This window comes from Marinobacter sp. F4218 (genome assembly GCF_019443085.1).
Taxonomy (GTDB): Bacteria; Pseudomonadota; Gammaproteobacteria; order Pseudomonadales; family Oleiphilaceae; genus Marinobacter; species Marinobacter albus.
Window position 1 is genome coordinate 297,737 of the sequence record NZ_JAHZIL010000002.1, and the last position, 15,131, is coordinate 312,867.

A 15,131-nucleotide genomic window follows, 5' to 3' on the forward strand; every position below is an offset into this window, starting at 1 on the left:
TCAGCTCGCCTCCCTCATTTTCCAAAAATAACCTTCGCTGGCACGAGTTGCTCCTGCTTTTGGGTCATACTCGAGTTTGTAAGCGCGTGAAATATCTGGTGATAGATCGGAATAAAATGACTCGTCTACCTCCGTGTCAGTAGATAGCACGATCATCTGATGGCTCGCTGTCGGGAAGTATCCATCGATCAGTTTGCTACGATGCTGTGAGTCCAAACGCCCCAGAGGAGTGTCCACGATCATCGGTAGTTGGCGGCCGGAGGTTTTGGCAAGAGCTTCTAGAACCGATATCGCGAAAATCTGCTTTTCTCCAGCAGATATTTCGTCTTTGGCAATTGGCCGTCCCGAAACGGAAAGTAGTTGAACTTGGAACGTTTTCGCATCAATTCGTATCTGGAGTTGGAGATCATCTTTGCGTGCCAGTTTCGCAAAACACTCGGTGAATTGAGCTTCAAGATCACTAATCTTCGCCTCGGAGGTTTGATCAACGAAATCTTTCAGAAGGCAGTTTGTGCCGCCAATGTAATCGAGCATTCGTTTTTGATCACTGGTTTTCGCAGCTTCTTCATATAGTCGATCGAGCTTTCGTGCCGCCTCGACGGCGCCGTTAGCAATCTCCTTACCGGATTTCTTGAGGGCCTCAAGTTTGGCATCAAATCCACCAATGTGCTGTTGAAGTTTCTGAAGATTATGAAAGTCATTTGCGATCAAAATATCGTCAGGCGCGCGGGCAAGGGATACTCCAATTTCATCGAGTTCTGACTCGACGTGTTCCAGTGCCTGAAAAGTCTCAGCTAAATCAGCTTTTTGTTTCTGAGCATCATCGAAGGTGGAAAATAGGCGGCTAGCTTGAATTGGTGTCAAATCATGAATGATTTCCCCCGGACGATTTTGGGAGCTTTGTTCAAGAATGGCGTCCAACTCTCGAGAAACCACTTTCATAGCGTCCTTCGGAATCGATCCAGAGATCCGCTCGTTCAATTGCTTTGAATATTTACGGAGAAGCTTTAGCTCCCTATGAGCCGTCTGTGAAGAAAGATCTTTCTCAATTTGAGATTTTGATCTTTCGCAAAAATCATGTGCAAGTGCGAGTGGTGCAGCATCTGAGATGAGAGCGTTGATTTGCGTTGTCAGCTCACCTCTCTGGTCCTGCAAGTGAGAGAGTTTGCTTTCCAGGTGTTTTCTCGACGCGGAAAAATGACCGCCTCGCTCGTTGATTGCTTTTTGCAACTTGTTGACTTGGCTCTGTACCTCGGAGCGCTGGGAATTTACGGTCGTAATCTCCTGACGAACTTGCTCGACGTCCTTTCTTTTTTCTTCAAGCTCAGCTTTTGCCGAATCAATTTCAGCCTGGATGGACTCAACCGAGGAGCGCTTTGTTATGTTGCGCTTAAGAACAGTTAGATCACCGGAGAGTCTCTCAACGACATCCAAACCTAATAGTTTTTTGATGGATTGCTCAAGTGCAGCACCTCCCGTGTCATCGGCAAGCTCAGCAATCTTTTCGCCGTCGAAGAAGAACAGGTCGGACACCCCAATTGGGATCAATTCATTAAGAAAGGTTTGAGCCTGTTCATACGAAAGCCCCTGAATGGACTGGCCATCCTGTTCAATAGTCAGAGTTTCTTTAACTCCCTTTCCTTTCCGTTCCCACTCACGTTTGACCCGGTATTGGTTCTCGGTACCAAGCTTCGCGTAGGTAAAGGTCAGCTCAACAGAAGCAGTGTTTGGGGAGCGATCGGTCTGTTTGGAGTGATGTATAGATTCGAGAAGGTAATTCTCATAGCGCTTTTGTGCGACTGTTGACCCAAGAGAACGGCGCCCGTAGAGAGCCAAACGAATTCCTGAAAGAAGGCTTGTTTTTCCTGCGCCATTCAGCCCGCCGAACAAAATTATTGGACGTGTTTGCCCAAAGCGTTTAACGGGGGTTAGGTCGAAGCTGTTGGTACCTTCGTATACGCGAAAGTTTGTCAGAGTAAGGTTTTGAATAAGCATCAGTTTAGGAACTCGGAGAATTCTTCTTTAATTTCCTCAACGTGAGACCTTTCATATTTTCGGTGCTCAGCGTTTCGTTCGTTGACCACGGAGAGTTCTTCCCAATCTCGCTGAAGAATGGACTCTAATCTGTTTAATATCCCCCGACGGTTGCCCAGGCCGGAAACTTCAAGTTCCGCTTCAAGCATTTTTCGAATGAGTGCAGCAGGAACGTTATAGATATCTGCGAGGTTTTCCAGGGTTTTCGAGTCGGCTCTGGTAAAAGCACCGGCGTCATCTTCTATCCAGTCAAGATCCTCGCCGTAAACTTCGAGGTAAATGCCTGGAAGTGAGTCTTCCCAATCGGGTTCGTTCGGGTCGCGCAGCCACTCACGACGGATCATATGAAGTTCAGGGCGAGTAATGAGTTCAATGTCGCGTCCCCCATCCCGGATGCCTTTCTCGATTTTGAGGAGTTCTCGCACAAATTCTCTTCTTACCGAGAGGAGGTATGGGCCGGGGATGTGCCTTACTTCCCGCACGCTATCGTCACTAATATCGCCTGAGTTGTAGGAGACGCGGCCAGTCCGGCGTCTAAAATTGCGATACTCTTCGGAGTTTTCAGGCTGTCTTGATTCGTAGAGCCAGTTTCTGAACTTAAGTAGTGGCTTCATCCAGTCAGATCCTGACTGAATTAACCCATGTAGGGCTTTGTCATCCGTAACCACTGTGCAGGTCCAGCAGCCAAAACGGCTGTTTCCGCAGGACGGCGTGCTTTTGTCGATAACCAACGGACACTCGCCTTGGTTCGAACCTTTGTAAAGTTCTAGCAGTTCCTGGTTCGAGCCGCCCCAGGGGCAAGGCGCGCTCATTAAGTACATCCAGACCTCATCAGCCGACCAGCTTTCGATTGGCATATAGGTGTAGGCATTTGGGAGTGAGCTATGGCGGCTTAGAGCTGAGCCGTCAATTTTGTGCTTGGCGATGACTTGGGCACGAGAGGCACTTTCTTCACTTCGAGAACCCAAAACTACAACGGCTTCACCGAACCGAGCCACTGTGTCGAGGATAAACTCGCTCACTGGATCAATCTTCATCCGCTCGGTGCACCAGCGAAATGTCTGATTTGGGGCAGGGTAGCCACGGCCCAATAAATTGACCCAAAAAGTTTGATCAGTCTTCGGGACGACACTGTGTGCACTGATCGGTAGGCCTTCTCGGGGTGCCGATTCGTTTATGGTGTTAATGACCTTTTTGATCATATCGACGACTACAGGCGTTTCTACCAGAGTATCGGATGAGACCACGTAGATGTGCTTTTTGCGTTTTTCTGCAGGCAGTTGCAGCAGTGCCATATAAATAAGTGATAAAACGCAGGTGGAGTCTTTGCCGCCACTAAAGCCAATGATCCAAGGGCGGTCATCTGAGCAGTATATTGTTTGTATTTCTCGAACCAGATCCACGAGTGGGCGATTTCCAAGAGAGAACTCTTGAATCATGTTTAAGTGGGTCGGATAGACGAACTGTTCTTGTGCCGTCATTTCTTGAACGACTCCTCGTATTCCTGCTCCGTGGGTGTAAGCGGAACACTAAGTTGCTGTTTGATGTAGTTGCCGGTTAGAACGACACTGCTTCGAGCTTTGCTAATGCGACCATGATGCATTGCACGGCCTTCCCAGTCAGCGTTTGCGCGTGCCCAGTCAATTTCCTGCAGGCCTTTCAGAATCTTGCTCCACTGGGCTTTAGGCTTGAACAGGAGGTCTGCGCCAATTTGGCCCATTGCCTGCAGCATGACCCCATGCGCGTGGACGTATTGTTCCCGTAGGTCGCAAGTTGCCACTTTCTTTTCGAGGGCGAGCTGCCAGTCCCTCATGTTCTCGGCTACTTCGTTCCAAAAATCGATCGCGAGGTCCTGCTCATCCTGCGTGATGGGATCGTTTTTACCCTTCATAAGCATTGCTTTGGATGCATTTTTGATCGCTGAAAGCGTGAAGAGCTTACTGCTTCGGTTAGAGATGCTGGATCGCTCCATCTCCGTTAACCGTGAGAAGACTTTCACTTCTTTGGCTACATTTCGAGCCAGTGCTGACAGAGCATCGCGATGATCATAGAGTGTGCTTATTGAGTCGCTTGGCCGCACTGCGTGCTTATTCAGGTCGGCGAACATTTGTTGACTACGCTTGAGGCCATCATCGATGAAGAAGAGTACTGGAACGTTGTCATAGCCAAGTTCAGGGTTTTGCTCGATTGCTTGAACGATGGCTTCACGGCGGTGTTGTCCGTCATTGATCAGAATCGTGGCATCCATTGGAATAGAGAGCAGCCCCAGATTTTGACCGTGACCTGTGTCAGTGCTGGGTTCAAACGAAACCTGGCCATCGACTGATGCTGTAATGCCTGAAAGGGTATAATCCGATGGATTGTCTACCAGGTAGCTGACAATGTCTGGAATTCTGGTTCTGTTTAGGACTCTTTGAGCTCTAAGTTCCGGCGGAACTTCCTGCCCGTCGAAAATGAAAATTTTTGGGATGAGGCGGAGTGGGCACATGGCGACATAGCAAGGTCGACCAGACTGTACGCCCCTTGCTGCGGGGAAAGTGCGGGAGAACTCGTCCACGAAGGCCTCCATGCTTGGAAGTTAAATATTCATTGGAAGTGAAGTTATCGAAATTAAACTTCCAGGTCAATATCTCGTCGACTGGAATTATTAAATTGGAGTGGTTTGTAATTCTAAAAATTTGTCTCGCGAGTAAGATCTGGGGAGGAGCTTTTTTGTCATACCGCCGCGCGTCATGATGGTCACCTGGTGAGTTGGTGACTCGCTGAAACTCAAATGGATAGGGCGATCTTTACCGTAAAAATAGAGTCGATCGAATTCGAGATTCTCCGCTATCCATTGGCTGACCTCAAACATATCTTCATATTCGACGATGAAGTCGACTGCGGCACCAACTCTTTCGCAGATTGGGTTCCCTAGTCTGTTGAGCTCGTGAGAGGCATGCTGGTCGAGCTTGGGTGCGATTCGACCTGGAATCTTCTTGTTCAATTTGGCAGAGCAGAAGCCGTAAGTGAGCTGAATCATGCCAAAGTAGTCAATAATGGGGTCTAAAAGGTTCTTAGCCAAATCGTAAAGAGCTGTGTAGGTTTCAGCTTGTTTGGGACGATTCTCAATTTGCTCTGCTTCCTGTGTCTCTCCGCATTCGACAAAGTCTCGATATTTAAAATATCTGCCGCAAGCGCTATCCAGAGGCGGAATATCTCGACTTCTCACCAACGCCAAACCATCAATCGATAGCCGATTGTCTTGGAGGATTTGTTCAAACTTAGATGGCGATGGGCCGAAGCCGCTGAAATCGGCTACTCGCATCTCCTCCATTTTTTCATCGAATCGTAATTGTTCAGAGAAGCCTTCCTGGTCCTCATGAAGGTATCGGCTTTTCAAATAAAGGTTGGGAGGTTCGAATTCCTCCCCGTACTGATAAACGTCAATCCGCTGGTTCATCAAATTAATTTTGGTGCGCTCCAGCATTCGGGGGATAGCCTTCCCGTTAAAGTCGTCGAAATTCATCAGCGTCAATTTTCCTGAGCGTATGTGAATTTTAACGAGATCAGCCGAGCTTGGATCTCCATATAGACTGGACGCACAAATTATGTAGATTCTCAGAGTTGGAGGTAGTCTGGGGATCAAATCCGTGTGCAGCTGAAGCGAGTGACTGTCATCTAGCCAACCGATACCCTTCTGGGCTGATTCAACGCACTCTGAATGGATCCTTGCGTTGTCCAAAATGCTAACCAGGTGCTCTTCTCCAACAGCTAGCGCATTGGCCTGGTTCCCGAAAAAGTGCCTGAGGTCCTCTTTCAGGCGTTCAGGCAAAGGTCGGGGTAGGGGCTTTCGATAGAACTTATGTTCAGCTAATTGAACTATTAAGTCGTTATTGCGCTGCTGCTGAGCTTTTTCCAGCATCGCTTCGCCTTCTTCACCCTTTTGCTTCACTAGTATTTTTAAAGCTGACGGGTAAGATCCTAAGCAATTTCGAATCTTTTCCAGGTCTTCGACTTCGTTTGGTTTTGGTTCTCTGCCCAGCTCAAGCCAGAAGGACCACAACTTCTCTAGTAGCTCAGAATTGTTTTCATATTTGCACGCTAAAGAGGCTGTTCTCTTTCTTGGGGGCTGGGAGTTATGTACATTTCTTCGTACCGCAACATTAATTGGTGTGCGACGCCGAGAATTTTTGCGGTGAAAGAAATCGGCTTCCGCTTCAGATGTTTTAAAGGCGTAGAAAACACCAGGCGCTACCGGGACTGGCTCCGCTCCGAGGGTTGCTTCTATGTATGCGGCGAGCTCTGATTGGGAAAAGTATTTTTGGAAGGTGTTCCTAGATGTTCGAACACCGTCTTTGTAGGGCATGCCGCTTCGCGCATTGGCATTTTCAAGCATGGCAGAGATGACTAAACACTCTTCTGCAAGGCCAAATGCTGATTGAAGAGCTGCGCTGCGCTCTTCTGCGTCTTCGATAACGTTTATTACAAAGCCCATATTGACTATGTCAGCCGGCTCTTTTTTTGCGTTTGGCGCGTAATAAGGGTCCCAGCCTGCTGCTTGTACGTTGTTTTCTTTCAGAAGCTGTAGGTCTCCACCTTTCCCGCATCCATAATCGAAAATGGACTTAGAGCCGTCTAAATATCCGTAACGTGCCAGACTTTGCATTGGCGCGGACATTTGGATTCGCGTCAACGCCGTTAGATGTCGGTGGATCTGCTGTGATTCGAGACTCGTCGGTTCTATTTGAGAAACTGTTTCCTGGTTGGCTATAGGTATCAGTGAGTGGTCGACTACGTCATAGCCTTTGTCTTTGAGTAGACGTTCCCATTCCTGAAGAAAGCCGATTCTCTTGGTGTCATCGAATAGACCGATGCTCTCAGCTTCTTTTGTGAGAGCCGAGAAGCGTGGAATCTCATCATGATCAGGTGTTAGCAGGAGTTCTTTCCGATGAAGAATCGGCGGGTTGATTGATTCTGAGTAAACGCGGTAACGATAATCCAGAGTCTCCAGGTCAAACTTCCAAGACTGCTCAAGTATTGGAAAAGCCTCTTCAAAAAACGTTGGGTAGTTCAAAAGGGTAATGTCATCTGTTCGGGAACTTAGTTTCACAACGTTGAAGTTCTTTCCAATGACAATTGAAGCTCTCGAGGCAGCATCAGCTATCCGTTGCTGAACCTCCGGTTCGAGCACCTGGAGTGCGGAGCTATGGAAGTAACGGTACTCACCAACTTTCTTGCCTATATTGCTGTAGGAGTCGGTCATAAGTTTACGAATCCTAGCTGGCGCGCCAGGGATAACAGGGGGTAAAGCCGGTTTTCATAGGCCGGCAACAAGCACTTCTCTTCTAAGAGCGACTCATAGGTGAGTGATAGACTATCCGAATAGGGTTGGACCGCTTTTCGCCAATTGGAGGCTGCCATGATTTGGTGACTGCATTTGAGCGCGTGACTTTGTTGGAGAATAAAGTCTTGGACATTTTTTTCGTTCGGTAGCGAGCGGCCCTTTGAAATATTGGCAGAGCGAGATGCTGGAATAAGATTCCATAGTTCGTTGTGACATAGAAAAGACCAAGGTATGAAATGGTCGAGGTGAAATCCTCCCGGTTCGAGAACAGTGCCTGAATAGATGCAGTGCATGGGGGCAGCTTCCAAGACAGCGTCCCAAAACGCGGTTTGCTGTTTCATCGATGTACGTCGGGTTGGTGGCTCTATTTTCTGCAGGATTGCTGGAGTGTTTGGGTTTCGCGCCTGAAGAAATTTAGCCCACTCGAACAGAGCCCAGCCGCGAACAACCCTATAATTTATCTGAAGATATTCGAGCCAAAGAGGGTGTAGTTCAATCTTGTCTTGATGTTCTGAAAATCGGTAGAGCGGTGGTGTCTTCGAGTAGAAACGCTCTCCCGCCAATCGCGAAATCGCTTCCTTTTTTCTGCCGTCTTTTTTGATGCTCTTGAGCTCTGGGCTAAAGAAAATTCCAAGCAGCCGGTAAGGAACATAGCGGGCAAAATGCTTTCCATTAATCTCTCTGAACTGTTCTCGAATCGCCTGCAGCAAATTCTTTGCTGTAGCGTCGTGCCCAACAGATCTCTCGTCTATGGAGAAGTTTAGATTGTCGAGCGCAAGACCTACCTTATCTTGAGTGCCAAAAGAAAGCTTAAAAAAACGGTGCGGATACCAGCCAAATCTCAGGCTTTCAGCGATCAATTCCTTTATTTGAACGATCCGCGTTACCTGACTTCCGCTCATGTCTCGTTTGATTATTTCTAGCAGGCCCAGGAAGAAAAGATATTTGTAGGAATTAGTAGTGTTTTGGAAGAGGGCACCGAGAGCGCCTGTGTCCAGTTGGATGTCAGGTGGCAGTTTGGTTTCCGTCATGTCCAGTACTTTGCCTTGTCTGGGAATATCCAGCGAACACCACCTCTAGGGTCTTCTTGGTCGCCGCTGAAACGGGGGATTAAGTGGATGTGAAGATGCGGCACTGTTTGGCCAGCTGCGAATCCCGAATTGATTCCGATGTTGTAGCCGTCTGGGTAGAGCGAGCCACTCAGCAATGTCTTGCCCTCATCAACTAGTCGAAAGAGGTCAGTGCGAACGATTTCAGGAATTTCGAAGAAATCGGCGTAGTGGTCGCGGGGAATAATCAAGCTGTGCCCAGGTGAGATCGGAAACCCATCATTAATGAGATAACCACTATCATTCTCTAGGAGAATGCGATCTTGGGTAATGCTACAAAATGGACAGCGCTCTTCTGTCATAGACCCAATGTCCGCCACGATGTGAAATGTGTCTGACAAACTGCTGCCGGCATTGGCTTAGCAGAATTTTGTTATCTGCTGGAACTATAACCTTTAAGGCCGGACGGTTTGAATTGTTCTGTGTGTTCGTTGAAGCAATTTCTGTTCGGATAAGGTGCCGCCATAATTCATCACATTTCCGGTCAAAGAATGTCCGATTTTCTCACTACTCTCAAAACTCGATAAGGAGGTTTTCAGCGGTGCTGATCCTCTCCGTAAGAACGTAAATAACGATTGAGGTTCAGGTGATGAATTCGACCCAATTAGACAGCGCAAGCGTTCCTTCACAGCTGGTGATTTTGATGCGGGGCGCCAAGGAAGGCCGTTCAGATGCTATTACTGAATTGAGGCGTCGATTGTCGAAATACAAGCACCCCAAAGCAATACTTAAGCAACTTGCGAAGGAGCTTAAAAGGACTGAGGAGAGGCGAGAAGACAAGCGCGTTGCTCAAGCTGCTGCACGGGAAAAACATCGAATTAACAAGTTTGCTCCAACGCATCCCATTTTCAGGAAATCGCGAGCGAAAAAAGGAGCAAGAAAAGCAGATGCCTTCGCTTATCGAGTAATCCTGTGTGGCGGTTTTGAGACGAATAGGAGGCGACATTGATGGAATGGCTATGGGAAGCCTGCGTGCGCCGAAGTCCAGTAATGGTCTTTAAATGGCGCAGTCGGGCACAACCACATACCCGTGCTCGATATCGCCGAAGATCTTCTGCAGATGGTTGGATTGATAGAGTGCTGCGATATACAGGCAGACCACTGCATCAAGCACATCTTCGTTGTGCTTGAGCGCGCTGCCTCGAAGACTGGCAATATGTTTCGGGTCGAAAAAGTGGTGAACGTGATCTGGAATGCATAGCCCGATTGGGCCTGTCGCCGTGAGGTCGAGCAGTAATTCTGCAAGCCTTTGCTGGCCCTGCCGCTTTGCCGCTACTCTGCCTTTTTTGTATTTGAGTCGTTCAGGAAGTTGGAAAATCTCAATAATGGCAGGATGCGGGTAGCACTCCAGTTGCCACTTCTCTCTTTGCGGGCCCAAATGTTTGAAACCACGTTGTTCCAGTTCCGCTGAAATTAGGACACCATCCGCATCCGGGTAGAGGGTAAAATTTGAGGCATGGCAGGAAGCATGTCTTGACCCATATTCTCGGCTTAGGGATCGCTCACAGGCCCGTTGGCCAGTTGCGTTGTTAATAATAAGTGGGCCGTCGATAGCAATTCCTTGGAGCGACTGGACGGATTGAAGCTCGGCTAATACCGACTGCGGGCTAAAAATTCGTTCCTTAATCGTCGTCAGTTCAAGCACAGAACTTTCAAGCTCGCCAAAGGCTATCGCTGTTGGGTTTCGTGTGCTTTGCCACGCCAAATCGATTCCCGCAAGCATTACCATCGCAGAACGACCTTTTTCATAAAGGATACCTGAGAGTTTTTGTGTGCATCTGTAAACATCGATTCGCCGGCTTCAGGGCTAGTAACGTCGGTTTTTAAGGCCGATTTGGGCTGAGTAAAGTGTTGATCACCATAGAATAAGATAAGTAAAAGCGCATAACATGATCCAAACAAAAACAGATTCAAACCACTAGGATGATGCCATGCCCCAATCGCCCCTCGCCAAACCCCTGAAACTCCCCTGCGGAGCAGTCCTCCCTAACCGTATTGCCAAGGCTGCGATGACCGAGGGGCTGGCAGACGATCGGCTGCACGCCACCCACCGCAATGAAACCCTGTATCGGCGCTGGTCCGAAGGCGGGGCGGGGTTGCTGATTACCGGTAACGTGATGATTGATCACCGGGTGCTTGAGCGGCCGGGTAACGTGGCGATTGATCCGGCGCCCGATTTAACAAAAGGGAAGAGGGAGCCCGAGGGTATGGCGCAATTGCGTGCCTGGGCCGAGGCGGGCACCCGCAATGGCAACCATTTGTGGATGCAGATATCCCATGCCGGTCGCCAGTCGCCGCGTTACGTTACCTCGCGGCCGATGGGGCCTTCGGCGGTGCAGCTATCGCTGATGGGTAACTATGCCCGTCCACGGGCACTCACGGAGACGGAGATCCTCGACTTTATCCAGCGCTTTGCCAATGTGGCCCGGATCGCCAAAGAGGCGGGCTTCACCGGCGTTCAGGTGCATGGAGCCCATGGGTATTTGTTGTCGTCTTTTCTGTCGCCGGTCACCAACCAACGCACCGATCGCTGGGGTGGGTCGCTGGAAAATCGCGCCCGTTTCCTGCTCGAGGTGGTCCGCGCGACTCGTGATGCGGTGGGGCCGGATTTTCCGGTGGCGGTGAAGCTCAATTCCGACGATTTCCGCAAGGGCGGCTTTTCGCTCGATGAGTCTGTGAGCGTGGTGCGCTGGCTCAATGAGGAGGGTATTGATCTGCTGGAGGTTTCCGGGGGCACCTACGAACAGCCTCGGCTGCTCGGGTACAGTGGCGATGCCGAAACCGCGAGCGACGGGCCGGCCATGCGGGAAAGCACTCGTAAACGGGAGGCTTACTTCCTCGATTATGCCCAGACGATTCGAGAGGTGTGCGATTGCCCGCTGATGGTCACCGGTGGATTCCGGACGCGCACGTTTATGGAAGAGGTCGTTGCCAGCGGCGAAACCGACGTGATTGGCCTTGGCCGGCCGCTCTGCACGGATCCGAATACACCGAAGGATCTGCTTGAGGGGCGCATCGATAAGACCGTTTGCCACGAAGATCACGTCAAGCTTGCCCAGCGGGGATTTTTCTCCCCGGCCAGTCCGCTGATGCCATTCAAAATCATAAATGTACTGGGCGGCCAGGCCTGGTATTACCAGCAGATTTTCCGGTTGGCGGATGACAAAGAGGCTGACCCGGATCTGGGTCTCCTCAAGGCCGTGGGGGCATACGTGAAGGATGAACTGAGCCGGGCCCGGCGGGTGAAGAAGGCCCGGCTTATCGCAAGATGATTCTCTGGATCGACCGGGGAATAAACCGGGTGATAAATTCGGCAGCGTAGGTCTGTGGTGTAACCAGATATCTGGGTTTGGGTCGTGTCGCCTCTGCGGCCCTGTAGATCTTTTTCGCGACGTCCGACGCACTGGCTGTAAAAGGCTTGATGCTGGCGCCTGGCGCGAGCGCCGCTTCCATCGCTTTGTACTTTTCCCGGTGCACGGCGCTTGCCCGGCCAAGCAGGGGCTGCAAAGCCGCGAGTGCATGTTCTCTGAACCGTGTCTTCACCGGCCCCGGGAGCACCAGCGAGACACTGTCCAGGCTCTTGCTGCCCTGTTCATCAAACCAGAAGCTTTCATGGGCCGTGTTCATCGCGGATTTGGCGGCACAATACGCGCCTTTCATTTTCTGGGGCGCGATGGAGAGCACGGAGCTGACTGCGATGACCCGCAAGGGTGTTCCGTGTTGTTCGCAGAGTCTCAGGCAGACAGCCGCCAGTTTGATGGGCCCGAACACGTGGGTGCTGAATTGCTTTTGCCACATGGATTCGGACAGGTCGCGAAGCGCGCCGAATTGCCCATAGCCAGAGTTGTTGACCAGGATTACGCTTTCGGCCGCGGCGAATTCGCTGTCTAGCGCGCCCGCAAGGCCCTCAATCTGATCAAAGGACTCAAGATCCAGTGTCATCTCGAGAGCCGCGGACTCCACGCCTGTTGGCTGTCGTGAGAGGGCGATTACCCTGTAGCCTTGCCGGGCAAAAAGATCGCAGGCCTCAAGGCCAATTCCGGCGCTGGTGCCGGTTATCAGGGCCAGTTTTGTCATCGCAGTATCCGCATCCGAATTTCATCCATTCAAAGTGTCTTAAATCGAGACAGCCGCGCCGTTCGATTCTGCCGATTCGAAAAGCGCCGACATCACCCGGTGACAGGCCAGGCTGCGCTTCGGCCACGTGTCCTCCAGCTCACCCGTCAGGATAATGTCCGAGAACTTCTCGACGAGCTTCACCACGTGGTCGCATGGCTCCACCTCCTGCACCGTGTCCTTGCCCTCCATGTCACCGAGGATGTACCTCGAGCTTCCGGTGAATCGCTCTCCGTAGGCGGCGAAGTTGCCGCTTCTGCCTTGTCCGCCAACCAGATCGTCGATGCGGATAAGGCCGGCGTCGCCAACCATTTCTACCTGCGAGCGGTGCGCGAGTTCGCAACCCGCATCAAAGGTTGCCATACGGCCGTTGGCAAACCACAGGGTGCCACCACAGGCGACGATGGTATCGATGGAGTTCTTTGAGACGAAGTTCATCTGGACGCGCTCGGGCAGTTCGTACCCGAAGCTCCACAGTGTGGCACTGATCGGATACCAGCCCTGATCACCAAAGCACCCCATGGGTTCGCGGGACTTATCGGTGCGGCCGTTGCCGCCTTCATACCATTCCCTGGAGGGTGCCTTGAAGGTGAACGCGCTGGTCACACGCCTGACATCGCCGATGTCGCCGTTTGCAATACGCTTCTCGATCTCTTGCGTCCGGGTGCTGTGCAGCCACATGGTTCCGTCCATAAACTGGACGCCGTTCTCTTTGCAGACTTCAATGGCGCCTTCTATGCCGTCAGCCAGGGGCTTTTCGGCGTATACGTGCTTGCCGGCGCGGGCTGCTTTCTTGATCCATTCATTACGCAACGCTGTCGGGACAGGAATATACACGGCGTCGATACTGTCATCAGCGAGAAGCTCATCGTAGGAACCGAAAGCCTGCGGGACGTTGTGCTCGTCTGCCCAGGCCTGGGCACGGTCGAGAGCACGGCTCGCAACGGCGGCGACCTCAGCGTTTTTGGCATCGTGCATTCCCGCCACCACCTTGGTGGCAATTTCGGCGGTACCAATGATTCCCCAGCGGATTTTGCGATTTTCCATAGTCAGTCTCCAATCCAGTTTTCCTGGTCCACGATCCGTTTGAGCTTATACCCCAGAAACCGATACTGCCCCCAGTGTTGAAAGGCATTCTGGGCATGTTTGGGGTCGAGATTTCTGTCACGCAGATACGCGCTCACTTCCGAGTCGACCGGGAGGGTCTGAAAATCCCTCAGAAGCATCATGGTGTGTGCTGCGGCATAGGGCCCGATGCCCTTTAACGATGTTAAATACTGGTAGTCAACGATGCCTTCGCGAGCTGTACCATCAAGGTTGATGGCTTTATCGTCAAGCAATTGAGCCGTTACCGTGTCGACCGTCCTGGCTCTGAACCCGAGCTTGCACTCTGCTGCCAATCGCTCAGGGCCAATAGTCCGGACTTCCATGGGCTCAGGAAATAGGCCGTCTCTCAGAGTAACCAAAGAGGCGACCATTGTTTTCGTCTGTTTCCACGTCGTGTTGATGGTGCAAACCGTTTTAATGAGATCTTCAAAGAAGGTGTCGCCGCGCAGGAATCGCCCGCCACCGGACCGGATGAAGCGGGCAATGTCAGGGTCGTTTCTGTCACAAAGCGCGAGAAACTCTGAGGGGGCCCAATCCAGTTGCAGCCAACGGGCGACGCGTTCGGAAACAGCGTCGGTGTTTGACGAGGAGGTTTCGATAAGAAGTTGATCTTCGGAGGGCTGGTGGACGCGCGCCCATTCCGCTTTGGCGCCAATTCTTACCGTTCGCTCAAGATTCCCACCGTCCCAGAGCCAGGGCGCAAGCTGGCACCAACCATGGCTTTCCACCGTCATGCGCAGGTTGAACGGCCGCTGTAGAGTTAGGGAAAAGGTATTTGTGGTCGTCACCGGTTTGAGCTCCATCAGAACAGAACCCAATCCTGAATCCTGAGCCGAAATTCACCAACCTGCCGGCCGGATACGAAAAGGCTCACTGAAGCCAGATGCTCAAGATTCAGTGGTTCCACATCGGTCAATGTCTTGCCGCGCCAGGTAGGTATGAATTCTCTGAACGGAAGCCGGATGCGGTTCCAGTCTTCCGTATCCGGTGTAAACGCGTGCTGGTACACAATACTGCGTCGGTCCGTGCTGTTGCGAAGCCCGATCTTGTAGGTTTTGCCGTCGCCCAGTGCAAGAAGCTCAATACCGGTGTAGTGAGCTGCATCGAAAGGTTCGGGCAGGTCCGCTTTCACGGAGGCAAATCCGCCGCCGTTATCCAGTCGCACAGTACCGTGAAAGATGCCAACGCCGCCTTCAGCGCAAACAACGGCGCCGTCAGACTGCCCGCCCATTACGCGGTCACCGAGGCGCTGCCAGGTTAACTGGCTTACCTTCCGGTTGAATGAAGCAAGAGTGGGCGATTGCCTGGCATTCCCCTGAATCTTTCCGTTTTGCATGGGGTTACCTTAGATAGCTAAAAGCATGTAGGCAGTGATTAGCGCCGCTATAAAAAAGTCGTGAGGGTAACTTCCAGAACCATACGGTCCACACTACCGAAAA

The 15,131-nt window shown here is 51.3% G+C and carries 13 protein-coding genes; 2 read left to right on the forward strand and 11 right to left on the reverse strand.

The features are described 5' to 3' along the window. From dndD to K0B93_RS01810, 6 genes are all read right to left on the reverse strand, one after another. Nucleotides 1-1,995: a DNA sulfur modification protein DndD gene (dndD, locus tag K0B93_RS01785; protein WP_219865549.1), complete on the reverse strand. Its 1,995-nt coding sequence runs from the start codon at nt 1,993-1,995 to the stop codon at nt 1-3. Then, nucleotides 1,995-3,515 carry a DNA phosphorothioation system sulfurtransferase DndC gene (gene dndC, locus K0B93_RS01790; protein WP_219865550.1) on the reverse strand — a complete coding sequence of 507 codons (1,521 nt, stop codon included), beginning with the start codon at nt 3,513-3,515 and terminating at the stop codon, nt 1,995-1,997. Before dndC ends, dndD begins: the two co-directional genes overlap by 1 nt. Further along, nucleotides 3,512-4,591, reverse strand: coding sequence for a DNA sulfur modification protein DndB (dndB, locus tag K0B93_RS01795; RefSeq protein WP_324123940.1), 1,080 nt, complete (start codon nt 4,589-4,591; stop codon nt 3,512-3,514). The genes dndC and dndB overlap by 4 nt, the downstream gene beginning before the upstream one ends. 90 nt (nt 4,592-4,681) lie before the next feature. Continuing rightward, nucleotides 4,682-7,279 carry a DNA phosphorothioation-associated putative methyltransferase gene (locus K0B93_RS01800; protein ID WP_219865552.1) on the reverse strand — a complete coding sequence of 866 codons (2,598 nt, stop codon included), beginning with the start codon at nt 7,277-7,279 and terminating at the stop codon, nt 4,682-4,684. Then, complete coding sequence (locus K0B93_RS01805) at nt 7,276-8,391, reverse strand: HNH endonuclease domain-containing protein (RefSeq protein WP_219865553.1); 1,116 nt, start codon at nt 8,389-8,391, stop codon at nt 7,276-7,278. The genes K0B93_RS01800 and K0B93_RS01805 overlap by 4 nt, the downstream gene beginning before the upstream one ends. Then, a complete protein-coding gene (locus K0B93_RS01810; RefSeq protein WP_219865554.1) occupies nt 8,388-8,771 on the reverse strand; it encodes an HIT family protein in 384 nt (127 codons plus the stop codon). Before K0B93_RS01810 ends, K0B93_RS01805 begins: the two co-directional genes overlap by 4 nt. A gap of 287 nt (nt 8,772-9,058) precedes the next feature. Between K0B93_RS01810 and K0B93_RS01815 the strand changes: the two genes are divergently transcribed. After that, nucleotides 9,059-9,418: a hypothetical protein gene (locus tag K0B93_RS01815; RefSeq protein WP_219865555.1), complete on the forward strand. Its 360-nt coding sequence runs from the start codon at nt 9,059-9,061 to the stop codon at nt 9,416-9,418. 48 nt (nt 9,419-9,466) lie between these two features. Here the strand turns inward: K0B93_RS01815 and K0B93_RS01820 are convergent, their stop codons facing one another. Beyond that, entirely contained in the window at nt 9,467-10,198 is a 732-nt protein-coding gene (locus tag K0B93_RS01820) for a DUF429 domain-containing protein (RefSeq protein ID WP_219865556.1), read from the reverse strand. Between the two features lie 202 nt (nt 10,199-10,400). On the opposite strand from K0B93_RS01820, the gene K0B93_RS01825 reads away from it, so the two are divergent. Further along, nucleotides 10,401-11,741 carry an NADH:flavin oxidoreductase/NADH oxidase family protein gene (locus K0B93_RS01825; RefSeq protein WP_219865557.1) on the forward strand — a complete coding sequence of 447 codons (1,341 nt, stop codon included), beginning with the start codon at nt 10,401-10,403 and terminating at the stop codon, nt 11,739-11,741. Here the strand turns inward: K0B93_RS01825 and K0B93_RS01830 are convergent. The 4 genes from K0B93_RS01830 to K0B93_RS01845 are packed head-to-tail and all read right to left on the reverse strand — an operon-like array spanning nt 11,728 to nt 15,028. Further along, complete coding sequence (locus K0B93_RS01830) at nt 11,728-12,546, reverse strand: SDR family NAD(P)-dependent oxidoreductase (protein ID WP_219865558.1); 819 nt, start codon at nt 12,544-12,546, stop codon at nt 11,728-11,730. The genes K0B93_RS01825 and K0B93_RS01830 overlap by 14 nt on opposite strands. Before the next feature lie 39 nt (nt 12,547-12,585). Further along, nucleotides 12,586-13,632 carry a Gfo/Idh/MocA family protein gene (locus K0B93_RS01835; protein ID WP_219865559.1) on the reverse strand — a complete coding sequence of 349 codons (1,047 nt, stop codon included), beginning with the start codon at nt 13,630-13,632 and terminating at the stop codon, nt 12,586-12,588. Between the two features lie 2 nt (nt 13,633-13,634). Continuing rightward, nucleotides 13,635-14,495, reverse strand: coding sequence for a hypothetical protein (locus K0B93_RS01840; RefSeq protein WP_219865560.1), 861 nt, complete (start codon nt 14,493-14,495; stop codon nt 13,635-13,637). Further along, a complete protein-coding gene (locus tag K0B93_RS01845) occupies nt 14,495-15,028 on the reverse strand; it encodes a CIA30 family protein (protein ID WP_219865561.1) in 534 nt (177 codons plus the stop codon). The genes K0B93_RS01840 and K0B93_RS01845 overlap by 1 nt, the downstream gene beginning before the upstream one ends. Between the last annotated feature and the right edge of the window lie 103 nt (nt 15,029-15,131).